Origin of the sequence: Agromyces aureus, assembly GCF_001660485.1 — a bacterium.
Taxonomy (GTDB): Bacteria; Actinomycetota; Actinomycetes; order Actinomycetales; family Microbacteriaceae; genus Agromyces; species Agromyces aureus.
On record NZ_CP013979.1, the window covers coordinates 1,705,910 to 1,730,275 of the forward strand.

Annotated in this window: 23 protein-coding genes; 13 read left to right on the top strand and 10 right to left on the bottom strand. The window is 71.7% G+C overall.

Translation table 11 applies throughout. The annotated features are described in order from the left end of the window. Nucleotide 1: 1 nt before the first annotated feature. Nucleotides 2-808, bottom strand: coding sequence for an enoyl-CoA hydratase/isomerase family protein (locus ATC03_RS07355; protein WP_067875021.1), 807 nt, complete (start codon nucleotides 806-808; stop codon nucleotides 2-4). A gap of 90 nt (nucleotides 809-898) precedes the next feature. Between ATC03_RS07355 and ATC03_RS07360 the strand changes: the two genes are divergently transcribed. From ATC03_RS07360 to ATC03_RS07380, 5 genes are all read left to right on the top strand, one after another. Then, on the top strand, nucleotides 899-1,387 hold the full coding sequence (locus tag ATC03_RS07360; RefSeq protein ID WP_152030891.1) for a hypothetical protein: 489 nt from the start codon (nucleotides 899-901) through the stop codon (nucleotides 1,385-1,387). Then, nucleotides 1,384-1,821, top strand: a complete 438-nt coding sequence (locus ATC03_RS07365; protein ID WP_084003366.1) for a hypothetical protein — start codon at nucleotides 1,384-1,386, stop codon at nucleotides 1,819-1,821. Before ATC03_RS07360 ends, ATC03_RS07365 begins: the two co-directional genes overlap by 4 nt. Before the next feature lie 38 nt (nucleotides 1,822-1,859). Next, a complete protein-coding gene (fdxA, locus tag ATC03_RS07370; RefSeq protein WP_067875027.1) occupies nucleotides 1,860-2,180 on the top strand; it encodes a ferredoxin in 321 nt (106 codons plus the stop codon). Nucleotide 2,181: 1 nt separating this feature from the next. Further along, nucleotides 2,182-3,300, top strand: a complete 1,119-nt coding sequence (gene dapC, locus ATC03_RS07375) for a succinyldiaminopimelate transaminase (RefSeq protein WP_067875030.1) — start codon at nucleotides 2,182-2,184, stop codon at nucleotides 3,298-3,300. A 169-nt stretch (nucleotides 3,301-3,469) separates the two neighbouring features. Then, on the top strand, nucleotides 3,470-4,789 hold the full coding sequence (locus ATC03_RS07380; protein ID WP_084003367.1) for a citrate synthase: 1,320 nt from the start codon (nucleotides 3,470-3,472) through the stop codon (nucleotides 4,787-4,789). A 146-nt stretch (nucleotides 4,790-4,935) separates the two neighbouring features. Here ATC03_RS07380 and ATC03_RS07385 read toward each other — a convergent pair whose 3' ends face one another. After that, on the bottom strand, nucleotides 4,936-7,587 hold the full coding sequence (locus ATC03_RS07385; protein ID WP_084003368.1) for a penicillin acylase family protein: 2,652 nt from the start codon (nucleotides 7,585-7,587) through the stop codon (nucleotides 4,936-4,938). A 99-nt stretch (nucleotides 7,588-7,686) separates the two neighbouring features. After that, nucleotides 7,687-8,631, bottom strand: a complete 945-nt coding sequence (gene dapD / locus ATC03_RS07390; protein WP_067875034.1) for a 2,3,4,5-tetrahydropyridine-2,6-dicarboxylate N-succinyltransferase — start codon at nucleotides 8,629-8,631, stop codon at nucleotides 7,687-7,689. 83 nt (nucleotides 8,632-8,714) lie between these two features. Here dapD and dapE point away from each other — a divergent pair, with 83 nt between their 5' ends. From dapE to ATC03_RS07405, 3 genes are all read left to right on the top strand, one after another. Continuing rightward, nucleotides 8,715-9,806 (top strand): succinyl-diaminopimelate desuccinylase, encoded by a 1,092-nt coding sequence (dapE, locus tag ATC03_RS07395; RefSeq protein WP_067875037.1) that lies wholly within the window; start codon nucleotides 8,715-8,717, stop codon nucleotides 9,804-9,806. Between the two features lie 7 nt (nucleotides 9,807-9,813). Beyond that, nucleotides 9,814-11,082 (top strand): hypothetical protein, encoded by a 1,269-nt coding sequence (locus ATC03_RS07400; protein WP_227820254.1) that lies wholly within the window; start codon nucleotides 9,814-9,816, stop codon nucleotides 11,080-11,082. 114 nt (nucleotides 11,083-11,196) lie between these two features. Further along, entirely contained in the window at nucleotides 11,197-11,370 is a 174-nt protein-coding gene (locus ATC03_RS07405) for a DUF3117 domain-containing protein (RefSeq protein ID WP_067875042.1), read from the top strand. Between the two features lie 220 nt (nucleotides 11,371-11,590). On the opposite strand, the gene ATC03_RS07410 is transcribed toward ATC03_RS07405, so the two are convergent. After that, nucleotides 11,591-12,223, bottom strand: coding sequence for an O-methyltransferase (locus ATC03_RS07410; protein ID WP_067875045.1), 633 nt, complete (start codon nucleotides 12,221-12,223; stop codon nucleotides 11,591-11,593). 89 nt (nucleotides 12,224-12,312) lie between these two features. On the opposite strand from ATC03_RS07410, the gene ATC03_RS07415 reads away from it, so the two are divergent. Beyond that, nucleotides 12,313-12,705, top strand: coding sequence for a sec-independent translocase (locus ATC03_RS07415; RefSeq protein WP_067875048.1), 393 nt, complete (start codon nucleotides 12,313-12,315; stop codon nucleotides 12,703-12,705). 129 nt (nucleotides 12,706-12,834) lie between these two features. On the opposite strand, the gene ATC03_RS07420 is transcribed toward ATC03_RS07415, so the two are convergent. Next, nucleotides 12,835-14,385, bottom strand: a complete 1,551-nt coding sequence (locus ATC03_RS07420) for a succinic semialdehyde dehydrogenase (protein WP_067875051.1) — start codon at nucleotides 14,383-14,385, stop codon at nucleotides 12,835-12,837. 71 nt (nucleotides 14,386-14,456) lie between these two features. Here ATC03_RS07420 and ATC03_RS07425 point away from each other — a divergent pair, with 71 nt between their 5' ends. Together ATC03_RS07425 and ATC03_RS07430 are read left to right on the top strand one after the other, a co-directional pair. Continuing rightward, the gene (locus ATC03_RS07425; protein ID WP_067875054.1) at nucleotides 14,457-15,872 is read left to right on the top strand and encodes an MFS transporter; all 1,416 of its coding nucleotides are present in this window, start codon (nucleotides 14,457-14,459) and stop codon (nucleotides 15,870-15,872) included. A gap of 2 nt (nucleotides 15,873-15,874) precedes the next feature. Continuing rightward, nucleotides 15,875-17,413: a pyridoxal phosphate-dependent decarboxylase family protein gene (locus ATC03_RS07430; RefSeq protein ID WP_067875058.1), complete on the top strand. Its 1,539-nt coding sequence runs from the start codon at nucleotides 15,875-15,877 to the stop codon at nucleotides 17,411-17,413. A 141-nt stretch (nucleotides 17,414-17,554) separates the two neighbouring features. Here ATC03_RS07430 and ATC03_RS07435 read toward each other — a convergent pair whose 3' ends face one another. The 4 genes from ATC03_RS07435 to ATC03_RS07450 are packed head-to-tail and all read right to left on the bottom strand — an operon-like array spanning nucleotide 17,555 to nucleotide 21,509. Next, entirely contained in the window at nucleotides 17,555-18,496 is a 942-nt protein-coding gene (locus ATC03_RS07435) for a hypothetical protein (protein WP_152030892.1), read from the bottom strand. Between the two features lie 5 nt (nucleotides 18,497-18,501). Next, the gene (locus ATC03_RS07440; protein WP_418118764.1) at nucleotides 18,502-19,677 is read right to left on the bottom strand and encodes an Mrp/NBP35 family ATP-binding protein; all 1,176 of its coding nucleotides are present in this window, start codon (nucleotides 19,675-19,677) and stop codon (nucleotides 18,502-18,504) included. Next, complete coding sequence (locus ATC03_RS07445) at nucleotides 19,658-20,188, bottom strand: DUF1003 domain-containing protein (protein ID WP_067875067.1); 531 nt, start codon at nucleotides 20,186-20,188, stop codon at nucleotides 19,658-19,660. Before ATC03_RS07445 ends, ATC03_RS07440 begins: the two co-directional genes overlap by 20 nt. Next, nucleotides 20,175-21,509 carry a magnesium transporter MgtE N-terminal domain-containing protein gene (locus ATC03_RS07450; protein ID WP_067875070.1) on the bottom strand — a complete coding sequence of 445 codons (1,335 nt, stop codon included), beginning with the start codon at nucleotides 21,507-21,509 and terminating at the stop codon, nucleotides 20,175-20,177. Before ATC03_RS07450 ends, ATC03_RS07445 begins: the two co-directional genes overlap by 14 nt. Nucleotides 21,510-21,541: 32 nt before the next feature. On the opposite strand from ATC03_RS07450, the gene ATC03_RS07455 reads away from it, so the two are divergent. Both ATC03_RS07455 and ATC03_RS07460 read left to right on the top strand, forming a co-directional pair. After that, nucleotides 21,542-22,327, top strand: coding sequence for a YflT domain-containing protein (locus ATC03_RS07455; RefSeq protein WP_067875073.1), 786 nt, complete (start codon nucleotides 21,542-21,544; stop codon nucleotides 22,325-22,327). A gap of 74 nt (nucleotides 22,328-22,401) precedes the next feature. Then, a complete protein-coding gene (locus tag ATC03_RS07460) occupies nucleotides 22,402-22,752 on the top strand; it encodes a TIGR02611 family protein (RefSeq protein WP_067875077.1) in 351 nt (116 codons plus the stop codon). A gap of 45 nt (nucleotides 22,753-22,797) precedes the next feature. Here ATC03_RS07460 and ATC03_RS20220 read toward each other — a convergent pair whose 3' ends face one another. Continuing rightward, on the bottom strand, nucleotides 22,798-24,366 hold the full coding sequence (locus ATC03_RS20220; RefSeq protein ID WP_335622270.1) for an aminopeptidase P family protein: 1,569 nt from the start codon (nucleotides 24,364-24,366) through the stop codon (nucleotides 22,798-22,800).

Below are 24,366 nucleotides of genomic sequence, written 5' to 3' on the forward strand. Positions count from 1 at the left end.
CTCAGCGGCTGAAGCCGGGGGAGCGCTTCTCGAGGAACGCCGCGACGCCCTCGCGCATGTCGTCGGTGCCGAACGCCTCGCCGAATCCGCCGATCTCGATCGCGACGGCCTCGTCGGTCGAGCGACCCGCGGCGCCCACGAGCACGCGCTTCGCGTTCGCGACCGCGACGGGGGAGTTCTGCGCGACCTGCGCGATCGTCTCGCGGGCGCCCGCGAGCAGCGCGTCCCGGTCGGCGAAGCGCCGGACGACGAGCCCCGACGCGACGGCCTCCTCGATGCCGATGCGGCGTCCGCTGTAGATGAGCTCCTTGGCACGGGCCGGGCCGACGACGCGCGGCAGGCGCACCGTGCCCCCGAACCCGGGGATCAGGCCGAGGCGCACCTCGGGCTGGCCGAAGCTCGAGGCATCCGTCGCGTAGATGAAGTCGCACGACAGCGCGAGCTCGAGGCCTCCGCCGAGTGCGAACCCGTCGACGCACGCGATCACGGGGGCGTGGCACGCCTCGATGCGGGCGGCGACGCGGTGGCCGAGCTCCGCCGAGCGTCGCCCCTCCTCGGGCGTCGCGCCGGCCATGCCCGCGATGTCGGCGCCCGCCACGAACGCGCGACCGCCGGCACCCACGACGAGCACGCCCCGAATGGATGCCGCGGCATCCGCGATGCGCGCGAAGGCGTCATCGATCGCCTCGAGCACGGTCGAGGACAGCGCGTTGAGCGCCTTCGGCCGATCGATCGTCACGATCGCGACGTCGCCGTCCAAGGTCAGTTCGACCTCGGTGCGGGCGGTTTCCGGCTCGGGTGTCGTCATCTTCGTCGATCCTCTCGGGTGGCTGGGCCTCCACGCTACGGCATGGGCGCCGGTAGAATCCGAGGACACCGAATCCACCGAGGAGTCCCGATGTCATCACCTTCCTTCAGGGTCCGGATGCCGCGCGCGGCCGTTCGCACCGCGCTCGCCGTCGCCGCAGCCGGCCTCGCGGCGGGGCTGCTCACCGGCTGCGTGAACCCGGTCGAGGGCCTCGTGAAGAACGGCGTCGAGGGCGCGATCGAAGACGCGACCGGCGGAGACGTGAGCCTCGGCGGCGAACTGCCCGAGGGCTTCCCGGCCGAGATCCCGGTGGTCGAGGGCCAGATCACCGTCGGCATCGGCACCGGCGAGTCGAACAGCTGGGTCGTGGTCGTGAAGTCCACCGAGGCCGACCCGGCCGCAGCGGCCTCCGCCGCGCTCGAAGGCGCGGGCTTCACCGTGGACACCTCGATGACCCAGGAGCAGCGCGACGCGCTGACGGGCGGGCAGCTCGACGCGAACGTCTACTCGAACGGGACCTACCTGGTGCTCCTCACCACGCAGGACGACACCGTCTCGTACACGGTGACCCCCCAGTGAACGAGCTCGGTGGGGCGAGCCTCTGGAGCCGCATCGCGATGCTCGTGCTCGCGCTCGTCGTGGGCGCGATCTACGGCACGCTCGGCACGGTCGGGCATCGTCAGGTCTGGCAGGTCGGCGAGGTGCGCCTTCCGTGGGGTCTGGTCCTGGCGCTGGTCGGCGTCGCGGCGCTGCTCGTCGCGTTCCGCACGATCGGCGGGGGCCGCCTGGTCGCCGCGGTCGCCGGGCTCGGCGTGATCCTCATGGTCGGCCTGCTCACGCTTCCCGGGCCCGGCGGCTCGGTGCTCGTGGTCGGCGACCTCACCGGCACCGTCTGGTCGATCGGCCCCGCGCTCGTGACCGTGTTCGTCGTCGCCTGGCCGAGGCTGCCGCAGCGCACGCGCCAGGCCGGCGTCACGTCGAGCACGCCATCGCCGGGCCTCGGCGCGGCATAGACTGAAGACCCAGTCTTCCGAAAGGACCTCGAGCCACTGTGACCTACGTGATCGCCCTTCCGTGTGTCGACGTCAAGGACCGCGCCTGCATCGACGAGTGCCCGGTCGACTGCATCTACGAGGGTGAACGCTCGCTCTACATCCACCCCGACGAATGCGTCGACTGCGGTGCGTGCGAACCCGTCTGCCCCGTCGAGGCGATCTACTACGAAGACGACCTGCCCGAAGAATGGGCCGACTACTACAAGGCCAACGTCGAGTTCTTCGACGACCTCGGCTCGCCCGGCGGCGCCGCCAAGGTCGGCGTCATCGCCAAGGACCACCCCGTCATCTCCGCACTGCCCCCGCAGGCGCACTGACATGGCGCTCGGTGCGCTGCCCGACTACCCGTGGGACCTCATGACCCCGTATCGGGAGCGCGCGGCCGTGCACCCCGACGGCGTCGTCGACCTCTCGATCGGCTCGCCCGTCGATGAGACGCCCGCGGTGATCCGCGATGCGTTGTCGGCGGCGACCGACGCGCACGCCTACCCGCAGACGGTGGGCACGCCCGAACTGCGGCGCGCGATCGTCGAGTGGTTCGAACGTCGTCGCGGCGTGGTGGGCACCGGTCTCAGCGAGCGCAACGTGCTGCCGACGATCGGCTCGAAGGAGCTCGTCGCGCTGCTGCCGATGATGCTCGGCGTCGGCGAGGGCGATGTCGTCGTGCATCCGCGCGCCGCCTATCCGACCTACGCGATCGGCGCGGCCATCGCCGGCGCCGATGCGCTCGCCTCCGACGACCCCGCCGAATGGCCGGCCGAGACGAAGCTCGTGTGGCTGAACAGCCCGGGCAACCCCGACGGCCGCGTGCTCGGCGTCGACGAGCTGCGGGCGGCACAGGCCCGCGCCCGCGAACTCGGTGCGATCATCGTCAGCGACGAGTGCTACGCCGAGCTCGGCTGGGACGCCCCGTGGAGCACCGAGCACGTGCCCAGCATCCTCGATCCACGGGTGAGCGGCGAAGACCGCAGCAAGACGCTCGCCGTGTACTCCCTCAGCAAGCAGTCGAACATGGCCGGGTACCGTGCCGCGTTCGTCGCCGGATGCGGGCTGCTCATCGAGCAGCTCACGAACGTCCGCAAGCACGCCGGGCTCATGCTTCCGGCCCCGCTGCAGGCCGCCATGGTGGCCGCACTCGGCGACGACGCGCACGTCGCCGAGCAGAAGGAGCGCTATCGCGCCCGCCGCGAGGTGCTGCTGCCGGCGCTCGAGGCAGCCGGGTTCCGCATCGACCGGAGCGAGGCCGGCCTGTACCTCTGGGCCACCGAGGGGCGCGACGCCTGGGAGTCCATCGGCCGGCTCGCCGACCTCGGCATCGTCGCCGGCCCAGGGCACTTCTACGGCGACCACTACCCCGAGCATGTGCGGCTCTCGCTCACCGCGACCGACGAACGCATCGCCGCCGCAGCACGGCGGCTCGCGGCATCCGGCGCCTGAACTGTGGGCTGACACAGCCCTCGAGGGGTCGAACGAGCCGTCGACTGTCGAATCCCGCAACTGCTCGCCCGTTGTCTTGGCGGATGCGACAGTGTGCCCCGGCCACGTCTAGGCTGTAGTTCGGATCGCGGCCGAACCACGCCGCGAGACGGAAAGCAGGTGACCGCACATGACGATCACGGGAGGCGCCGTGAGCGACGCTCTGAACGCAGCCGAAGGCCAGAAGCCCCTTCAGGCGACCCTGAACTTCCCGGGTGGTACCGCGGAGTTCCCCATTCGTGCCGCCGTCGACGGCGCCTCGAGCATCGACCTGTCGACGCTGACGCGACAGACCGGGCTCACCGCTCTCGACTACGGATTCGTGAACACGGCCTCGACGCAGTCCGAGATCACCTACATCGACGGCAACCAGGGCATCCTGCGCTACCGCGGGTACCCGATCGAGCAGTTGGCCGAGCACTCCACGTACCTCGAGGTCGCCTGGCTGCTCATCTACGGCACCCTGCCGACCGCAGACCAGCTCGGTGAGTTCGACGAGAAGATCCGTCGCCACACGCTGCTGCACGAAGACCTCAAGCGGTTCTTCTCGGCGCTGCCGCACACGGCCCACCCGATGTCCGTGCTCTCCAGCGCCGTCTCCGCGCTGTCGACGTACTACGAGGGCCAGGACCCCGACGACGTCGAGCTCACGATGATCCGCCTGCTCGCGAAGCTGCCCGTCATCGCCGCCTACGCGCACAAGAAGAGCCTCGGCCAGGCGTTCCTGTATCCCGACAACTCGCTGAGCTTCGTCGACAACTTCCTGCGGCTGAACTTCGGCAACATGGCGGAGCCGTACGAGATCGATCCCACGCTGTCGAAGGCGCTCGACCGCCTCCTGATCCTGCACGAGGACCACGAGCAGAACGCCTCGACCTCGACCGTGCGCCTCGTCGGCTCCACGGGTGCGAACCTCTACTCGTCGATCTCGGCGGGCATCCAGGCCCTCTCCGGCCCGCTGCACGGCGGTGCCAACGAGGCCGTGCTGCAGATGCTCGCGCAGATCCGCGACTCGGGCGAGGGTGTCGGCAAGTTCGTCGAGCGCGTCAAGCGCAAGGAGGACGGCGTCAAGCTCATGGGCTTCGGACACCGCGTCTACAAGAACTACGACCCGCGCGCGACCATCGTCAAGCAGTCGGCCGACGAGGTGCTCGCGGGCCTCGGCGTGGCCGACCCGCTGCTCGACATCGCCAAGGAGCTCGAGCAGTTCGCCCTGCAGGACGACTACTTCAAGGAGCGTCGCCTCTACCCGAACGTCGACTTCTACACCGGCGTCATCTACAAGGCCATGGGCTTCCCGACCCGCATGTTCACCGTGCTCTTCGCGATCGGTCGACTGCCCGGCTGGATGGCGCACTGGCGCGAGATGAACCTCGACACGCAGACCAAGATCGGTCGCCCGCAGCAGCTCTACATCGGTGAGCCCGAGCGCCGCTACCCCGGCGCCTGAGCACCGGCCGCGCTGCCGATCCGTCCGATTCGGGCGAACGGATGCCGCGGCAACCGAGACGCCGAAGGGGCGCCGCGTTCGCGCGGCGCCCCTTCGGCGTCCGATGCGGCCGCGGGGTCGTGGGCCAGAGCAGGCCGGATTCGGCGCTACTCCGCCGCGGGCGCCTCGCTCGACGCCGGATCGGACGCCGGAGCCGAGCCGGTCACGGGGCGCAGGTCGAGGGTGTCGGTCGCGGCCTCCCGAACCGCATCGAGGCTGAACGGCCAGTCGCGAGTCTCGCCGCGCTGCCACAGCGGCGCCTGGTCGACGTAGTTCGGGTGGAACGCGTGGCCCGACGCGCCGGTGAGGTTGACCCAGGTCGAGGCGTCGAAGTCGCTCAGGTCGACGACCATGCGCATCGACGGCACCCAGTCGACGCCGTAGCCCTGCGTCGCGTCCCAGCCGGTGGCGTTCACGATCGACGATCCGCCGCCGACCTCGTAGGGGCCGCGGTTGAAGAGCCATTCGATGGGCGCGATGCCGGAGGTGCCGAAGCTCGGGTTCGTGAGCGTCAGGGTGTGCAGGCGACCCCAGCGCCACGTGTCGGCGTTGCCGCCCATGCGGCTCGTGGCCTCGCCCCAGGCCTCGTCGAGGGCGTCGGCGATCATCGCGTCCCGGCCGGCGACGCCGAGGCGCTCGTTCGTCCACCAGGCGGCGTCGGGCTCGCCCAGCAGCGTGCCGACGACCGTGTACCACCGATCGCCGCCGGTCGGGCGGGTCTGCTCGGGCAGCGAGTCGAACATGTCGGCGAGCAGGGTGCGCCAGAAGACGGCGAAGTACGCGGCCTGCGGGCTGCTCTCGTCGGCCCGGCCATCCCAGTCCGCCAGGAGGTCGGCCCCGCGCGCGGCGTCGCCCGAGAGGTCGAGTTCGGCGATCACCGGCAGGAATGCGGCGGCGTTCGCATCGCTCGTGTCGAGCTGGATGCGGGTGAAGTCGTCCGACGTGAGTTTCTCGCCCGCGTCGATGCGCTCCTTCAAGAGGCGTTCGATGGCCGTGGCCCGGTAGCCGTAGTCCCAGTCGGCGGTGAGGAACGGGCCCCCGTTCGCTACCGCGTTGTTCGCCGTCACGAGGTAGCCGCGCGGCGGATTGAAGACGCTCGGCAGGTCGTCGAACGCCACCTCGCCCGCCCATCCGACGGCGGTCGTCCAGCCGGGCTGCGGCACAGTGCCGTCGCCGGAGGTGCGGATCGGCACGGCACCCGGAGCCTGGTAGCCGATGTTGCCGTCGACGTCGGCGTAGATCAGGTTCTGCGAGGGCACGTCGAACAGGGCGGCCGCGGCCCGGAACTCGTTCCAGTCGCGGGCGCGGTCGAGCGCGAAGATCGACTGGGCGGTCGTGCCCGGCGTCAGCGCGGTCCACTGGAGCGACAGCTGGTACTCGCCCTCGGGTGCACCGGACGCCGCTGGGTACCCTTCGGCGACGGCCGCGAAGTCCGAGTCGAGGTCGGTGACGATCGGCCCTCGCCCGGTGGAGCGCACCGTCACGGTGACGGGGGAGCCTCCGGCGACCTCGATCGTCTCCTCGCGAACCTGCAGCGGCAGCTGCACGCCGTCGAGCTCGTACGTGTCGCCCGTGACGCGCTCGAGGTAGAGGTCGGCGACGTCGGGGCCGAGGTTCGTGAAGCCCCACGCGATGCGCTCGTTGTGGCCGATGATGACGCCGGGCAAGCCCGCGAAAGTGTACCCGGCGGTGTCGAACGTGCACGTCTCGGTGAGGGCGGCGCAGTGCAGGCCCATCTGCGCCCAGATCGACGGCAGGGCCGGGCCCAGGTGCGGGTCGTTGGCGAGCAGCGGCTTGCCGGATTCGGTGAGCGCGCCCGAGACGACCCACGAGTTGGAGCCGATGTCGTTGCCCTCCGGTCCGAGCAGCGCCGGGATGCCGTCGAGCGTGGCGCGCAGCGACGTGAGCGCGGCCACGTAGTCGGTCGTGACGGCCCCGGTGGCGGATGCCGCGAGGGGCCCGCCCGCGGCATCCGTCGCCGTGTCGGCGTTCGCGAGCGGGGTCGGAGTGCCCGTCGAGGCCGTCGCGGCGGCGGCCGGCAACCCGTCGACGATGGTGGGGGCGGTCGACCAGTCGAAGCCGGGATGCAGGCGCGCCACCTCCGCGGGGGGAAGCGCGGTGGCGAGCAGCGCCCGGTCGATCTCGTCGCCGAGATTGGAGCGCAGGTCCCAGGCCATGGCCTTGAGCCACGCGATCGAGTCGACGGGGGTCCATGGCTCGGGCGAGTAGCCGGGGTTCTGCAGCCCCAGTACGGCGTATTCGAGCGAGAGCTCGGAGCCGCTGCGCTCGGCGAGGTAGGCGTTCACGCCCTCGGCGTAGGCCTCGTAGTAGGCACGGGAGGCCTCGTCGAGCAGTGCGTACTCCGCTTCGGCGACGCCCCGCCAGTTCAGCGTGCGGATGAACGCGTCGGTGCCGACCTGCGTGGCGCCGAAGAGCTCGGCGAGCCGGCCGGCGGTGACGTGACGACGGAAGTCCATTTCCCAGAACCGGTCCTGCGCGTGCACGAAACCCTGCGCGTAGAACAGGTCGTGGTCGCTCTCGGCGACGATCTGGGGAATTCCGGCGTCGTCGCGGTAGACGCTCACGGGTGCGACGAGCCCGGGTGCGTCGATGCGCCCGCTCGTCGTGGGGAACGAACGCTGCACCGTCCACCAGCCGACGCCGCCCGCCACGAGGACGAGCAGCAGCACGACCGCGAGCGTCCAGGTGAGCGCTCTCAGCCAGCGATGGTGTCGGGTTCTGGGTGCGTCGGTGCCCACGTCACTCCTTCGTGATCGCCCACGGCGATGGCCGCCGCCCGGCGACCTGAGGCACAACTGTAATGGAGCGGGAGGGCGGTGCGAACGGCCCCGACGAACTCAGGCGTGCAGTGCGGTGTTCAGCGTGACGCCGTGCCCGTCGCGGGAGAGCACTTCGACCCTGCCATTGACCGAATTGCGTCGGAAGAGCAGGTTCGGCACGCCGGAGAGCTCGACCGCCTTGACCGTGCGATCGCTGCCGCCGAGCACGGCGACCTTGGTGCCGGCGGTCACGTAGAGGCCGGCCTCGACGACCGTGTCGTCGCCGATCGAGATGCCGATGCCCGAGTTCGCGCCGAGCAGGGCGCGCTCGCCGATCGCGACGCGCTGCGTGCCGCCGCCCGAGAGGGTGCCCATGATCGAGGCGCCGCCGCCGATGTCGGAGCCGTCGCCGACGACGACGCCCTGCGACACGCGACCCTCGATCATCGAGTTGCCGAGCGTGCCGGCGTTGAAGTTCACGAAGCCCTCGTGCATGACCGTGGTGCCGGGCGCGAGGTGGGCCCCGAGGCGCACGCGCGAGGCATCCGCGATGCGCACGCGCGCCGGCGTGACGTAGTCGAGCAGGCGCGGGAACTTGTCGAGGCCGGTCGCGTGGATGCCGGCGCGCTGCAGGGCGGGGCGCAGTCGGTCGAAGTCGGCGGGGTGCACCGGGCCGGCGTTCGTCCAGACCACGGCCGGCAGGTGCGCGAAGACGCCGTCGAGGTTGATCGTGTTCGGGGCGGCGAGCAGGTGCGAGAGCAGGTGCAGGCGCAGGTACGCGTCGGCCGTGCTCGCCGGGGCGGCGTCGAGGTCGATCTCGAGCTCGATGACCTCGATGTGCACGTTGCGTCGGGCGTCGTCGCCGGCGAGTGCGGCATGCTCGGCCGCGAGCGGCGTCGCCGCATCGCCGATGGCCGGCGCCGGGAACCAGGCGTCGAGCACGGTGCCGTCGCCCGCGATGGTCGTGAGACCCGAGGCGGCGGCGGTGCGGGCGTGGGCGATGGCGGTCTCGTTCGCGGGCATGCTCCAAGGGTACCGACCGGTGCCGACCCGGGCGGACGGATGACGCGGGGCGACGTCGGCGGCTCCCCGAATAGACTCGGGGAATGCCCGACGAGACGCCAGCCCCGCTCGATCCGACCGCCGACTCGGTGACGCTCACGAAGGCGATCTGCGACATCCCGAGCGTCTCGGGCGACGAGACCGTGCTCGCCGATCTCGTCGAGCAGGCGCTCGCCGCGGCATCCCACCTCGAGCTGCACCGCGACGGCGACACGATCGTCGCGCGCACGCACCTCGGGCGCGAGCGCCGGGTCGTGATCGCCGGGCACCTCGACACCGTGCCGATCAACGGCAACGTGCCGACCCGCTTCGAGCGCGAGGACGGCGTCGACTACCTCTGGGGTCGGGGCACGACCGACATGAAGGGCGGGGTCGCGGTCGCGCTCAAGCTCGCGGTCGAACTCGCCGACCCGGTCTACGACGTCACCTGGATGTTCTACGACCACGAGGAGGTCTCCGCCGACCTCAACGGGCTCAAGCGTCTCGCCGAGGCGCGGCCCGATCTGTTCGAGGCCGACTTCGCGATCCTCGGGGAGTCCTCGAACGGGCAGGTCGAGGGCGGCTGCAACGGCACGCTGCGCGTCGAGCTTCGCGCGACCGGCACGCGTTCGCACACGTCTCGGCCCTGGATGGGCGTGAACGCCATCCACGCGCTGGCTCCGGCGCTCGACCGGCTCGCCGCATTCGAGGCCGAGACCGTCGACGTCGAGGGGCTCGCGTACCGCGAAGGGCTCAGCGCGGTCGGCATCCGCGGCGGCGTGGCCGGCAACGTCGTGCCCGACGAGGCCGTGCTCACGGTCAACTACCGCTTCGCGCCCAGCCGCACGGTCGACGAGGCGATCGAGGCCATGCGAAGGCTCTTCCCCGAGTACGAGCTGACGGTGACGGATGCCTCGGCCGGCGCCCGGCCGGGGCTCCACGACCCGTTCGTGCAGGGGTTCCTGGCGGCGGTCGGCGCCGAGGCGCGACCCAAGTACGGGTGGACGGATGTCGCGCGCTTCAGCGCCCTCGGCGTGCCCGCGGTGAACTACGGGCCAGGCGACCCGAGCCTCGCGCACACCGACGACGAGCGCGTGCGCCTCGACGCCATCGTCGCGTGCGAGGTCGGACTGCGTTCGTGGCTGACCGGCGCGTGAGCCGGGCATGACCGACCCGACGGAAGCGACCGCTGCGACCGGGGCGACCCCGGGCCGGCGCGCCGACCGCGAGGCCGACCCGTTCCGCGCGACGCGGTGGTCGCCGCGCGTGCGGTGGCGCCTGGCGCCGTGGTGGCTGCGCGTGATGCTCGTGTTCGCGGGCGCCCGTGCGATCACGACGGTGTTCGTGCTCACGCTCGCGAGCGTGCAGGGCGCCAACCCGTGGACGGCCGCGAAGCCCGGCTACTTCGAGTTCGCGAACATGTGGGACGCCCGCTGGTACCAGATCATCCTGCTCTCGGGGTATCCGAGCGCGCTGCCGCAGACCGCCGACGGCCACGTCGCCGAGAACGCGTGGGCGTTCATGCCCGTGTATCCGGCGTTCGTGGGCATGCTCACCTGGCTCCAGGTGCCGTGGAACGTCGCGTCGGTCGTCATCTCGCTCGCGGCGGGCCTGGGCGCCGCGCTCGTGTTCCACCGGCTCATGTCGCGGTTCCTCGAACCCGATCGGGCGATGTTCGCCGTCGTGCTCTTCTGCGTCGCACCGGTGTCGCCGATCATGCAGTTCGGCTACGCGGAGTCGCTCGGCTACCTGCTGCTCGCGACGGCCCTGCTGCTGCTCGTCGACCGGCGCTACGGCTGGCTGTTCCCGGTCATCGCGCTGTGGTCGTTCACCCGGCCCGGAGCGCTCGCCTTCGCCCTGACGCTCGGGCTGCACTGGCTGTGGCGCTGGTGGCGGCGACGCGACGACCCGTTCCCGATGCGGGAACGGGTGCTCGCGGCATCCGTCACCGTCTTCGCCGTGGTGTTCGGCTTCGGGTGGCTGCTCGTTGCGGCGATCGGCACGGGCGACCTGCATGCCTACACCGACACCGAACTGGCGTGGCGCGCCGCGTACATCGGCTACGGCGAGCTCGTGCCGTTCACGGCCTGGTTCGAGTCGGGCGGATGGTGGCTCGGACAGCCGCTCGGCACGATCGCCGTCGTCGCGCTCGTGATCGGGTTCGCGCTCGTGCTCGTCATGCCGGCGGTGCGACGGCTCGGCGTCGACATCCGGCTGTGGTCGGCGAGCTACGCGCTCTACCTGCTCGCGGTGTTCTTCCCGCAGTCGAGCGTGTTCCGCATCGCCTCGCCGCTGTTCCCCCTGCTCGGCGCCCTGGCGGTGCCGCGAGCGAGGTGGTACCGCTGGAGTCTCGTCGTGCTCTTCCTGGCCTTGCAGATCGGCTGGCTGCTCATCGCGTGGGGAATCGACGGGCGCGACTGGACTCCGCCCTGAGTCCATTCGAGTCGTCGTCGGTCGCCCTGCGTCATCCACAGGCTCCCGGCGATTTCTCAGGACTGCTTCCGATGCGGGATAATGGATGGGTACAGCCACGAAAGGGGTAGCTCAATGGCGGCCATGAAGCCACGCACCGGAGACGGGCCTATGGAGGCTGTGAAGGAGGGTCGGCTGATCATCGTGCGGGTACCGCTCGAGGGCGGCGGACGCCTTGTCGTCTCGGTGAACGATGCTGAGGCCAAGGAGCTCTACGACGTGCTCGGCGGCGTCGTCAACCCGGCCTGATCAGATCCATTCGTTTCGAGCCGAGCCCGCCTGCGGTGCTCGGCTCGAGGCATGTCCGCTCGAGCGCATCGGCGCTCGGGCGGGCTCACGCGAAGCCGATGCCGCGTCACGAGGTCGTGACGCGGCATCCGTGATTTCCCGCGGATTCCGGATGCCGCGGGCGGGCGCTCGTGCACGGACGGGCGCTCGCGCGGACGGCGACGGGTCCGCGGCTCGCGCGTCAGGCGCCGAGCTTGACGATCTGCAGCAGCCCGTCGCCGGCGGGCGAGACCGCCGTGGCCACGGCCGCGGAGGCCGACAGCTCGGAGATCAGCGCCCGGAACGCCGTCGCCTCGTCGTCGCGGCGCGCGGGATCGGCCACGCGCCCGCGCCACAGGGCCCTGGCCACGAGCACCGACCCGGTCGGTTTCGCGAGCCGGAGGCCGTGCTCGACGTACTCGATCACCGAGCCGGCGTCGGCGTCGACGAAGACGACGTCGTAGGAGTTCTCGTTCATGCGGGGGAGCACCTCGCTCGCGCGCCCGGCGATGAGTCGCACACGGGCGGCGGCCACGCCGGCGTCCGCGAAGTTCTCGCGCGCCGCCTGGAGGTACTCGTTCTCGGTGTCGATCGAGGTGAGCAGGGCGCCGCGGGCGGCCTGCAGCATCCACAGGCCCGAGACGCCGACGCCGGTGCCGATCTCGATGATCGACTCGGCGCGCGCTGCAGCGGAGACGACCGCGAGCTGCGCGCCCACGGCGGGCGAGACGGGATCGATGCCGAGCTCCATGGACTGCTGGCGCGCGCGGGCGACGGCCTCGCTCTCGACGACGGATTCGTCGACGTACTTCCAGTTCAGGTCACGTTCGGACACGATGCGGCTCCCGGCACTCTCTCAGCTGCCAAGCCTACGTCCAGCCGGGTGTGTGTTTCGGACGCCTCGCCGCAGACTATCCTGTAACGGTGTTCGGTCTGACGTTCGAGAAACTCCTCATCATCGGGGTGATCGCCGTGTTCCTGCTCGGCCCCGAACGCCTGCCCCATTACGCGGCCCAGCTCGGCAAGTTCGTGCGCTCGGTGCGCGACTTCGCGAACGGTGCGAAGGACCGCATGCGCGAGGAGATGGGCCCCGAGTTCGACGACGTCGACTGGCAGAAGCTCGACCCGCGTCAGTACGACCCTCGGCGCATCATCCGCGATGCCCTGAGCGACGGCGACCCGTTCGCCGAGCCGGCGGCGGCGCCCGTCGTCGCGAGAGCCGCGGTCAACGAGAACTCCGCATACCTGCAGCGCAAGCGCAAGCGCGAGGCCCTGGGCGCGGGCGATGCGGCCCCGTTCGACTCCGAAGCGACCTGAGTCCCGAAGCGACCTGAGTCCCGGAGGGACCTGAGTCCCGGATCGACCGAGCCCGGCATCGACCTGAGCCGCTCGTGACGGATGCCGCGGCATCCGTCTTCGAACCGTGACGGATGCCGCAGCGAGGCGTCAGGCGCGGCGGATCGCCTTGAGCGCCTGCGAGACGAGCACCATGACCGGCACGAGCGTGCGGTACTCGGCGCCCGTGCGGGGCAGGGGGATGAGCCCGGTCGACCGGGCGACCGTGATCGGCTCGACGAAGCGCAGCAGGCCCTCGCGGCCGTTGCGGCGGCCGACGCCCGACTGCTTGACGCCGCCCATGGGCGCCGAGACGGCCGAGAACGAGCCTCGGTAGCCCTCGTTGATGTTGATGCTGCCGGCCTCGAGCGCGTCGGCGACGCGTGAGGCGTGGCGCAGCGAGCCGGAGAAGATCGACGCGTTCAGGCCGTACTGGCTGTGGTTCGCGGCGACGATGGCCTCGGCATCGCCGTCGACGAGGTAGAGGGAGGCGATCGCGCCGAACGTCTCGTCGGCGTAGACGCTCATCTCGGGCGTGACGCCGGTGAGCACGGTCGGCTCGAAGAACCAGGGGCCGAGATCGGGGCGCGGCCTGCCGCCCACCAGCACGGTCGCGCCCTTGGCGATGGCGTCGTCGAGGTGCGCCTGCACGCGGGCGACCTGGGCGGCACTCGTCAGCGAGCCGAAGTCGGGCCCGAACTCGAGCGCGGAACCGAGCGCGGCACCCTCCAAGCGTGTGACCAGCTCACGCTGGAATTCGCCAGCGACCTCGCGGTCGACGTAGAAGCGCTCGACCGACACGCAGAGCTGGCCCATGGCCGAGAACGCGGCGTGCGCGGCGCCGCGCGCGGCGTCGACGGGATCCGCGTCATCGAGCACGAGCAGGGCGTTCTTGCCGCCGAGTTCGAGCGACGCGCCCACGAGGCGGCGGCCGGCCTTCTCGGCGACCTTTCGGCCGGTCGCGGTCGAGCCGGTGAAGCAGATGTAGTCCGCGACATCCGTCACGGCCTCGCCCACTTCGGCCGCCGGACCGGTGACGACCGCCCAGAGCGCCTCGGGCACGCCGGCGTCGATGAAGGCGCGGCGCAGGGCGAGGATCGACAGCGCGCCCTGGTCGTCGGCCTTCTGCACGACCGCGCAGCCGGCCGCGAGCGCGGGCACGACGTCCATGGCAGCGAGGCTCAGCGCGTAGTTCCAGGGGGTGATGACGCCGGCGACGCCTTTCGGCTTGTACCGCACGCTCGCGGTGAGCACGGTCGGGATGCCGCCGCGTCGCGGGCCGCCGCGGAGCGTCCGGCGCGCCTCGAGCGCGTTGTAGCGCGTGACGGAGGCGGCCTGGAACACCTCCTCGAAGGCCTGCCCGCGCGTCTTGCCGCTCTCGAGCTGGATGAGGTCGAGCAGCAGTTCGCGGCGCTCCAGCACGAGGTCGTGCGCGCGCAGCAGGATCCGGCGGCGCTCGGCGAAGCCCGCGCGGGCCCACGCGAGCTGGGCGATGCGGGCTCTCGCGGTCGCGTCGAGCACGTCGGCGGCGCTCGACTGCGGCAGCGCATGGAGCGTCTCGCCGGTGCTCGGCGTCGGAACCTCGACCGTGGCGTCGCCGGTGGCGACGATCTCAGCGGTGAGGCGGGCGTACAGGTCGGGGGAGGCCAGGGTGGCGCGCATGCGGCACAGTCTAGGACAGTTGACCCACTTCGGTCTCACCGAGGTTGCGGAGCCGATTACACTATGCCTCCATGACCGCACTGGAGCGCCCCCTCTCCCGCGGCGTCGTCACCCGCTACGCGATCGGATCGCTCGGTACCGGTGGGTTCGCGACGCTGCCAGGACTCGTCCTCGTCTTCTACATGACCGACACCCTCGGCGTCACCGCGCTCGTCGCCGGTCTGGTCGTGACGGCGGCCAAGGTGTGGGACGTCGTCATCGATCCGTGGATCGGCGAGCACAGCGACCGGGCGCTCGCCCGCACGGGTTCGCGCCGCACGTGGATGCGCATCGGAGCGATCGCGCTGCCCGTCGGATTCGTGCTGACCTTCGCGGTTCCGGCCGGGCTCGCGCCCGCGGCATCGGGCGTCTGGGTGTTCCTCGCGTTCCTCGCGACGGCGACCGCGTTCAGCCTGTTCCAGGTGCCCTACATCGCGCTGCCCGCCGAGCTCACCTCCGACTACGACGCGCGCACGCGCCTGCTGTCGTGGCGTGTCGTCGTGCTGAGCCTCGCCATCCTGCTGTTCGGCGCGGGCGGGCCGATGCTCCGCCGCATGGGCGACGACGAGGCGACCGGGTACCTCGTGATGGCGATCGTGGCGGGCCTCGTCATCGGCGCCGGCATGCTCGTCGCGGTCACGACGGCCCCGCGCGGCCTGCCCGGCGTTCAGGCGCCGCGCCGCGGCATCCGCGCAGCCTACGCCGAGGGCTTCGCGGCCCTGCGTCGCAGCGCCCCGTTCCGCGCGCTGCTCGCGACCTTCGTGCTGCAGGGGCTCGCCACCGGCGTCATGCTCGCGGGCGCCAACTACGTCGCCGTCTGGGTGCTCGACAGCGAAGATGCGCTGACCCTGCTGTTCGTCGCGCTCATCGCCCCGGCGGTGCTCTGCGCGCCCCTGTGGAGCCGCATCTCCCGGAGCACTGGCAAGGAGCGGGCGTTCCGGTGGGCGAGCCTGCTGTTCGCGGTCGCCTCGCTCAGCATGGTCGGCATGATCTGGGCACCCGGCGCCTGGGTCTACCTGCCCGTCGCGCTCGCCGGCGCCGCCTACGCGGGCATGCAGACGCTGCCCATGGCCATGCTGCCCGACGTCATCTCGCACGACGCCCGCGAGCACGGCGAGGGGCGCGCCGGCAGCTTCGGCGGCATCTGGACCGCCGGCGAGACCGCGGGCATGGCGCTCGGGGCGACCGTGCTCACGATCGTGCTGGCACTGACCGGCTACCTCGAGTCGACCGGTTCGACCGTCGTCGAGCAGCCCGCGGCGGCCGTCGCCGGCATCGCCGTCAGCTTCAGCGCGCTGCCCGCGCTGCTCGTGTTCCTCAGCCTCGTGCCGCTCAGCCGGTACGCGCTCCGCCGCCACGACATCGATGCGGATGTCGCGGCGGCGCCCGCTGCGTCGGCCCCCCCGACGCAGCCGAACCCCCGGAACGACACGCAGGAGACGGTGTGACCATGAACGACTTCCGACGCGACCCCGCCGAGGTGCTGGCCGAACTCGCCGCCCTGCGCGAGGGCGACGCGCCCACCCACGGCGGCCGGGTGCTCTCGTACGTCTACGACTCCGGGCTGGCCGAGCTCGACGAGCTCTCCGCCGCGGCCGCGCGTCTCGTGCAGCCCGTGAACGGCCTCGACCCGACCACGTTCACCTCGGTCGCGGCCATGGAGGCCGGCGTCGTGGGCTTCGCCCGACGCGTGTTCCACGGCGAGGGCGACGGTTCCGACGCGGCATCCGACTCGGCCGAGGTCGTCGTCGGCACCGTCACCTCGGGTGGCACCGAGAGCTGCCTGCTCGCGGTGAAGACCGCGCGCGACGTGTGGCGTGCGGCCCGCGTCGGCACTCCGCGGATGCCGCGCATCGTCGCCCCGATCACCGTGCACGCCGCGTTCCACAAGGCGGCCGAGTACTTCGGGCTCGTCCTCGACCTCGTGCCCGTCGACCCCGCGACCGGCACGCTCGCGGCCTCCGCCATCGAAGACCGCCTCGGCGACGACGTCGCGCTCGTCGTGGTCTCGGCGCCGTCGTACCCGTTCGCGAGCCTCGACCCCGTCGCGGACGTCGCGGCGGTCTGCCGCGCGCGCGGCATCGCGCTGCACGTCGACGCCTGCATCGGCGGCTTCGCGCTCGGCTTCTGGCCCGACGAGCTGCCGGCATGGGACTTCCGCGTGCCCGGCGTCACGAGCCTCTCGGCCGACCTCCACAAGTACGGGTACGCGCCGAAGGGCGTCTCGGTGCTGCTCACGCGCGGCCGCGACCGCCAGCGCCACCAGTACTTCCGCACGACCGGCTGGCCCGGCTACCCCGTCGTGAACCCGACGATGACGGGCTCGAAGCCCGCCGGACCGCTCGCGGCCGCCTGGTCGATCACCGAGGTGCTCGGCGAGGCCGGGTTCGCCGAACTCTCGGCGAAGGCCGCTCGCGCCACGACGACGCTGCGCGAGGTCGTCGAGGGCATCGAGGGCCTGCGGGTCGTCGGGGTGCCCGTCGGGCCGTTGTTCGCCGTCGCGACCGACGAGTCCGTCGCGCCCGGGCTCCGGGTCGACCCGCATCACTGGGCGGATGCCGCGCGCGGCTCGGGCTGGCTCCTGCAGCTGCAGCCGGGGCTCACCCAGGCCGACGGCACGCGGTTGCCGCACACCACCCACCTCACGATCACGCCCGTGACCGAGCACGTCGTCGAAGACCTCTCGGCGGCGCTCGTCGCGGCGGCCGATGCCGTGCGCGGCGTTCCGCAGGTCGACGGGCAGCTCGTGCTGGCCGGCCTCGCCGAAGCGCTGCCCGGCGGGGTCGAGCCCCTGATCGCGGCCGCCGGTGAACTCGACTCCGACACCGCGGCCGGACTCCTCGGTGCGATCGGCCTGCTCGGCGGCGAGGGCGGCGGGCTTCCGGCGCAGATGGCGCCCGTGCTCGCCCTCGTCGAGGCGCTGCCGTCGGAACTCACCGGGCGTCTGCTCGTCGAGCTGCTCGCGCGGGTCGTCGAGCCGCGCGGCTGACCAGCCGCCGGCGAGACCGGCCCGACACGCCGCGACGACACGCCGTCCCATGACCGCGGGGGGTCACGATCTGCGGGAAAACCGCCCCGGATTCCAGCAGATCGTGACGCCTCGGCGGCGCAGCGCGGCGGGTCGTTCGCGTCAGTTCGAGGGCAGGCCGCAGCGCTCGGTGAAGTAGGCGAACAGGTCCTGCTTCAGCGTCGCCGAGGCGCGCACCTCGTACTGGCCCGACCAGCCCTCGCTCGTCGTCACCACGAGCGGCAGGATGGTGCCGCGCTTGTCCTCCGCGCCCGCGTGCGGGTCGCAGCGTGCGGGTCGCACGGGCAGCGAGATCGTCGACGGGGCGTCGGACGCCTCGATGTGCGCGGTCGTCGTCGACCAGTTCAGGCCGTCCTCGGCCGAGAGCAGGGTCGTGCCGAGCACCTCGGAGAGATCCACCGAACCGGATGCCGCGCCGGTGGGCTCGACCGAGATGTCGAGGAAGGCCCGCCGGTCGGTGCCCGACCCCGTCGAGCGCAGGTGCTCGGCGAGGGTGAACGCGGCGACGTCCGCGACGGCGCCGGCGAGGCATCCGCTGTTCTGCAGCCGAGGGAGCGTGTCGTAGAGGTCGTCGGCCTCGATCGTGCCGACGGCTTCGCCGCCACCGCCCCCGGACACTTCGAGCGCGACCTCGGCCGGCCCCGCGTCGCCGTCGCAGCGGGTGCCGCCCAGCTCGACCCGGTACTGCACCGACCGCCCGTCGGGGATGGTGCGCGGCCCCTCGAATCGCAGGCCCGGCTCGAGGCCGGGCGCCGAGACCTCGAACGCGGCGAACTCGAGCGCGTCGCCCGTGGCGTTGTCGAGCTGCACCACGAGCTTGCCGTCGACGACGTCCTGCCGACTCTGCAGCACGCTCGCGGTGATGCCGGCGGGCAGGGCTGCCGGTGGGGCGGATGCCGCGGGGCCGCCCGCCTGCGGCGTGCATCCGGCCATGGAGGCGACGCCGATCGCGAACGCCAGCGGAAGCAGCACGGCCCGTGCGCGCGAAGCCACTGGGGTGCGGCGCGCACGCCGGCCCGTGGGGGCGACGGCGGCGCGCGGCATCCGCATCACCGCACGGAGACGTCGAGCCGACGGCCCGAGAGCTGACGAGGACGGGAGGCGATGACTTCGGCGACGAGCTCGATCGCACGTGCCGCGGGGTCGTCGGGGGCGCCGGCGACGACGGGGATGCCGTCGTCGCCGCCCTGACGGAGCGCGATGCTGAGCGGCACGCTCGCGACGAGCGGCACGGACTCGGATTGCCCGGCCGACAGGCGTCGGGCCACCTCTTCGCCGCCGCCCGAACCGAAGAGGTCGAGCACGGTGCCGTCGGGGCCGGGCAGCCCGGCCATGTTCTCGACGACGCCGATGATGCGCTGGCCGGTCTGGCGTGCGACGACGCCGGACCGTTCGGCGACGTCGGCCGCAGCGGGCTGCGGGGTCGTGACCACGAGCACCTCGGCGTTCGGCAGCAGCTGCCCGAGCGAGATCGCGATGTCGCCGGTGCCCGGCGGCAGGTCGACGAGCAGCACGTCGAGATCGCCGAAGTACACGTCGGTGAGGAACTGGTTCAGCGTGCGATGCAGCATCGGCCCGCGCCAGGCCACCGCGGTCGACGACGCTCGCGCACCCGGCTCGGCCGGCTCCACGAACATGCCGATCGAGATGACCTTCACCCCGTGCGCGACGGGCGGCAGGATCATGTCGTTGACCTGGGTCGGCCGGGCCGCGAGCCCGTCGTCGTCGACGAGTCCGAGCAGTGCCGGGATCGAAAATCCGTGCACGTCGGCGTCGATGAGCCCGACCGAGAGTCCGCGCGCCGCGAGCGCGACGGCGAGGTTCGCGGTGAGCGTCGACTTGCCGACGCCGCCCTTGCCGCTCGTGACCGCGATGACGCGCGTCAGCGTGCCGGGGCCGAAGGGGTTGGTGCGACCCGCCTTGGCGCCGCGGAGGCGTTCGGTCAGCGCCGTGCGCTGCTCGGGCGTCATGACCGTGAGCGCGACGTCGACGAGGCCCTCGCCCGCGACCGTCTCGGCGGCCTGCCGCACGTCGCGTTCGATGCGATCGGATGCCGGACAGCCGACGATCGTGAGCCGGACGACGACCTGCACGCGATCGCCCGAGACCTGCACCGACTCGAGCATGTCGAGCTCGGTGATGGGCTTGCGGATCTCGGGGTCGATCACGGACTCGAGCGAGCGGCGCACCGCGGCCTCGAGCTCGTCAGGGGCGAGGGGCGGCATTCGCGGCATCCTCGTCGTGGGTGCGGTCGAGCTCTTCGAGCACGGCGCGGAGCTCCGACCGGATGAAGTCCTTCGACGCGAGGTCGCGCATGGCCAGCCGCAGGGCGACGACCTCGCGTGCGAGGTACTCGGTATCGGCGAGATTGCGCTCGGCGCGCTGGCGGTCCTGCTCGATCTGCACGCGGTCGCGGTCGTCCTGACGGTTCTGCGCGAGCAGGATGAGCGGGGCGGCGTACGAGGCCTGCAGGCTGAGCACGAGCGTGAGCACGGTGAACCCGTAGATCTGCGAGTCGAAGCGCAACTGCTCGGGAGCGTACGTGTTCCAGAGCAGCCAGGCGAGCACGAACAGCGAGAGCCCGGCCAGGAAGGCGGGGGTGCCCATCGCACGCGCGACCCATTCGGTGAAGCGGCCGAAGCGGTCCTTGTCGGGGTTGCCGCGGCGGAAGGGTGCACGACGGCTGCCCTTCGGGGTGTCGAAGCGCCGTTCGTCGGCGGTGTTAACGCGTGCCATCTGCTGCCCTCCTCGCGTTGCTCGGGATCGGGATGCTGCCCGTCGTCAGTTGTGCGCGGGCGGTCGCGCGTTTACTCACCTCGTCGTCGTCTTCGGGATGACTTCGCCAATCATCGGGCAGCAGGTAGTCGAGCACGTCGTCGATCGTGACCACGCCGACGAGTCGGTGCTTCTCGTCGATGACCGGCACCGAGACGAGGTCGTAGCTCGCGAGGATGCGGCTCACCTCGGCGGCCGACGTGTCGGCGCCGACAGGCTCGAGGCCCTGGTCGATGAGCGTGCCGAGTCGCTCGTGCGGGGGATACCGCAGCATGCGCTGGAAGTGCACGACGCCGAGGAACCGCCCCGTCGGCGCCTCGTACGGAGGCAGCGTGACGCAGACGGCTGCCCCGAGGGCCGGCGGGAGGTCGTGCCGGCGGATGAGCGCCAGCCCCTCGGCCACCGTGGCGTCGGCCGAGACGATGATCGGCTCGGTCGTCATGAGCCCGCCGGCCGAGTCTGGGCCGTACGTGAGCAGCATGCGCACGTCTTCGGCCTCCTCGGGCTCCATGAGCTCGAGCAGGTGCTCGCCGCGCTCTTCGGGGAGCTGGGCGATGAGGTCGGCGGCGTCGTCGGGCTGCATGTGGTCGAGCACGTCGGCGGCGCGATCGTCGCCGAGTCCCGAGAGGATCTCGACCTGGTCGGACTCGGGCATCTCTTCGAGCACGTCGGCGAGGCGGTCGTCGGAGAGCTCCTCGGCGACCTCCTGGCGGCGCGCCATGGGCAGGTCGAGCAGGGTGTTCGCGAGGTCGGCGGGCTTCAGCTCGGAGTAGGTCGCGATGAGCTGCTCGGCCGACTGTGCTTCGCCGGAGGCGGCGATCTCGCTGACCTCGCGCCACGTGACGTACGCCGACTGGCCCTTCGAGAACGGCGAGGCGCCCTTGGGGCGGCGCACGAAGAGCTGTTCGACCTCCCAATCGCCGGGCTCGCGCTCCTCGATCGAGACGTCCTCGATGGAGGCCACGCCCGAGCCGTCGTTGAAGGCGACCTTGCGGCCGAGCATCTCGGCGATGACGCGCACCTCACCGCCGCGCTGCTCGAAGCGGCGCAGGTTGATGAGGCCCGTCGTGATGATCTGCCCGCCGCCGATCGACGTGACGCGACCGATCGACAGGAACACGCGGCGTTTGCCGGGAACCTCGACGATGAGTCCGACGACCCGCGGGGGGTCGTTGCGTCGGTACACGACGAGGACGTCGCGCACCTTTCCGACCCGATCACCGGCGGGGTCGAAGACGGCGCATCCGGCGAGTCGGGCGACGAAGACTCTCGTTGCGCTCACGGTACCAACTTAGCCCGTGGGAGGATGAGGGGGTGAGCACCCCTTCGCCGTTCGGCGGCCGCATGTCCAGAGTCTTCCCGACCCTGCCGCAGGGTGAGACGGTCGCGAGCTTCGAGACGTACGCCGAGGCGCAGGCCGGAGTCGACGCACTCGCCAAGGCCGAGTTCCCGCTGAAGGAACTCGCGATCGTGGGCACCGGACTCACGAGCGTCGAGCGCATCACGGGCAAGCTCACGTGGGGTCGTGCCGCAGGTGCCGGTGCACTGTCGGGCGCCTGGTTCGGCACCTTCCTCGGCCTGCTGTTCTTCATCTTCGCGCCGACCGGCGCCTCGGTCGGCATCCTGATCTCGGCCGTGCTCATCGGCGCCGGGTTCGGCATGATCTTCAGCGTCGTGTCGTACTCGGTCAACCGCCGACGCCGCGACTTCACGTCGGTCGCGCAGGTGCTCGCCACGAGTTATTCGATCATCGCTGAGACCGCGCACGTGGAGCGCGCCCGGCAGGTGCTCGGCGTGACCGAGGCGCCTGCGCCGGCGATTCCCACGCCCGGCTCGGCTCCGGCTCCGGCTCCAGCGGCGAGCCCGACGGCTCCGCGGTACGGGGCGATGGTTCCGGATGTCGAGGCCGCCGCTGAAGCGCCCGCAGGCGACAGCGCGGCCGGCGGGGCACTGGCCCCCACGACCGATGCCGACCGTGCCGAGGGCGAGGATGCCGCTCCCGATGAAGTTGCCTCGCCGCAGGGGCTCACCTACGGCGAGGCCCTCGATGCGGCACGCCGCAAGGAGCGCGAGCAGCGCCGCACCGGCGGGGACTCCTGAGCGGTCGCCGGCCCTTGCTGCGAGGTCGCTGAGTTCGGATGCGGGCCATCTACTCGCGATATATCGTGTCTTGCATGGTGACCGAGCAGGAACTCTCCCGCGATATCGCCGCGGCCGAACGGCCCGAGCGCCCGATCCGCCGCTGGTTGCGGGCGATCCGTCGCCGCATCCACGACCGGCCGATGCTGCGTCGCACCTACCGAGTGCTCGTCGGAGTCCTCGGCGGCACGATCGCCGCGGTCGGACTCGCCCTCGTGCCGCTGCCCGGCCCGGGATGGCTCGTCGTGTTCCTCGGACTCGCGATCCTCGGCTCCGAATTCGCCTGGGCGCGCCGCGTCGCCGTCTTCGCGAAGCGCCAACTCGCGCGCTTCTGGGCCTGGTGGCAGGCCCGGCGCGCCGCGCGGGCGGCGGGCGACGCCGCGTAGCGACGACGCCCGCGCGGCGTCAGGCTCCGACGGCGCCCGCCGGCGTCAGGCCCGCTGCGCGCCCTGCACCCATGCCTCGACCTCGGCGACCGTGCGGGGGATGCCGGCCGAGAGATTCTCGGCGCCGTCGGCCGTCACCACGATGTCGTCCTCGATGCGCACGCCGATGCCGCGGAACTCCGCCGGCACCGTGAGGTCGTCGGGCTGGAAGTAGAGCCCCGGCTCGATCGTGAAGACCATGCCGGCCTCGAGCACGCCGTCCAGGTACATCTCGCGGCGGGCCTGCGCGCAGTCGTGCACGTCGAGGCCGAGGTGGTGGCTCGTGCCGTGCACCATGTAACGGCGGTGGAACTGGTTCTCGGGTCGCAGCGACTCCTCGGCCGAGACCGGCAGGAAGCCCCACTCGGCGGTCTTGCGCGCGATCACGGCCATCGCGGCGGCGTGCACCTCGCGGAAGATCGCGCCGGGGCGCACGACGGCGAACGCGGCATCCGCTGCCTCGAGCACGGCCTCGTAGACCTGGCGCTGAACGGCCGAGAAGGTGCCGTTGACCGGGAACGTGCGCGTGATGTCGGCCGTGTAGTAGGAGTCCAGCTCGACGCCCGCGTCGAGCAGCACGAGGTCGCCGGGCACGACGGGGCCGTCGTTGCGCGTCCAGTGCAGGATCGTCGCGTGCGGGCCGGCTGCGGCGATCGAGCCGTAGCCGACGTCGTTGCCGTCGAGTCGGGCGCGCGTCGCGAACACGCCCTCGATGACGCGCTCGCCGCGCACCTCGGACGTGATGCGGGGGAGCTCTTCGAAGACCTCGGTGAAGCCGCGCTTCGTCGCCTCGACGGCGGCACGCATCTCGCCGAGCTCGTAGTCGTCCTTGACGAGGCGGAGCTCGGAGAGCACGCGCGCGAGCTCAGCGTCGGGTTCGTGGTCTCCGCCGACCTCGAGCGAGAACGGGGCGTCCTGCGCATTGGTCGACAGCGCCTCCTCGGCGGCGAAGCGGATGCGGGCGTGGTCGATGCGCTCGGTGATCGCGGCATCGGCCTCGCGCAGCACGAGCGTCGACGTGTCGACCTTGCCGATCACGGCGTCGAACTCGTCGAGGCCGCGCGTCGCGATCGCGAGGTCGGTGGCGACGTGCTCGAGCGAGGGGCGTGCGCCGATCCAGAACTCGCCGATCGCGGGGTTCGCGTAGAACTCCTCGGAGTCCCGGCCCGCGCGCTCGCGGAAGTAGACAGTGCTCTCATGGCCCGCGCCCGACGGCTCGAGCACGAGCACGGCGCCGGGCTCGCTGTCGGAGCCCCAGCCCGTGAGGTGCGCGAACGCCGAGTGTGCGCGGTACGGGTAGTCGGTGTCGTTGGCGCGCTGCTTCATGTCGCCGGCCGGGATCACCAGGCGGATGCCGGAAAACGCCGCGGAGACGGCGCCGCGTCGAGCCGCGGCGAAGGCGGCCTGCTCGCGTGCCGACGGCAGCGCCTCGTCGCGCTCGGCCCATCCGTTGCTGATGAAGTCCCGGAATCCGTCGGAACCGGGCGTCGTCGAGCGGTTCGCGTTGCGCCCGCCCTCATCGGTGGAGGTGGCCGATGCCGTCGTCTCGGTGGTGGAGATGTCGCTCGTGGTCAT

Coding starts and splice junctions, on each gene's coding strand:
- ATC03_RS07355 (WP_067875021.1), bottom strand. CDS start 808: ATGACGACACCCGAGCCGGAAACCGCCCGCACCGAGGTCGAACTGACC.
- ATC03_RS07420 (WP_067875051.1), bottom strand. CDS start 14,385: ATGCGCGCCACCCTGGCCTCCCCCGACCTGTACGCCCGCCTCACCGCT.
- ATC03_RS07460 (WP_067875077.1), top strand. CDS start 22,402: ATGGTGACCGAGCAGGAACTCTCCCGCGATATCGCCGCGGCCGAACGG.
- ATC03_RS07445 (WP_067875067.1), bottom strand. CDS start 20,188: ATGGCACGCGTTAACACCGCCGACGAACGGCGCTTCGACACCCCGAAG.
- ATC03_RS07360 (WP_152030891.1), top strand. CDS start 899: ATGTCATCACCTTCCTTCAGGGTCCGGATGCCGCGCGCGGCCGTTCGC.
- ATC03_RS07430 (WP_067875058.1), top strand. CDS start 15,875: ATGAACGACTTCCGACGCGACCCCGCCGAGGTGCTGGCCGAACTCGCC.
- ATC03_RS07405 (WP_067875042.1), top strand. CDS start 11,197: ATGGCGGCCATGAAGCCACGCACCGGAGACGGGCCTATGGAGGCTGTG.
- dapC (WP_067875030.1), top strand. CDS start 2,182: ATGGCGCTCGGTGCGCTGCCCGACTACCCGTGGGACCTCATGACCCCG.
- ATC03_RS07435 (WP_152030892.1), bottom strand. CDS start 18,496: ATGCCGCGCGCCGCCGTCGCCCCCACGGGCCGGCGTGCGCGCCGCACC.
- ATC03_RS07400 (WP_227820254.1), top strand. CDS start 9,814: ATGACCGACCCGACGGAAGCGACCGCTGCGACCGGGGCGACCCCGGGC.
- ATC03_RS07425 (WP_067875054.1), top strand. CDS start 14,457: ATGACCGCACTGGAGCGCCCCCTCTCCCGCGGCGTCGTCACCCGCTAC.
- ATC03_RS20220 (WP_335622270.1), bottom strand. CDS start 24,366: ATGACCACGAGCGACATCTCCACCACCGAGACGACGGCATCGGCCACC.
- ATC03_RS07440 (WP_418118764.1), bottom strand. CDS start 19,677: ATGCCGCCCCTCGCCCCTGACGAGCTCGAGGCCGCGGTGCGCCGCTCG.
- dapD (WP_067875034.1), bottom strand. CDS start 8,631: ATGCCCGCGAACGAGACCGCCATCGCCCACGCCCGCACCGCCGCCGCC.
- dapE (WP_067875037.1), top strand. CDS start 8,715: ATGCCCGACGAGACGCCAGCCCCGCTCGATCCGACCGCCGACTCGGTG.
- ATC03_RS07380 (WP_084003367.1), top strand. CDS start 3,470: ATGACGATCACGGGAGGCGCCGTGAGCGACGCTCTGAACGCAGCCGAA.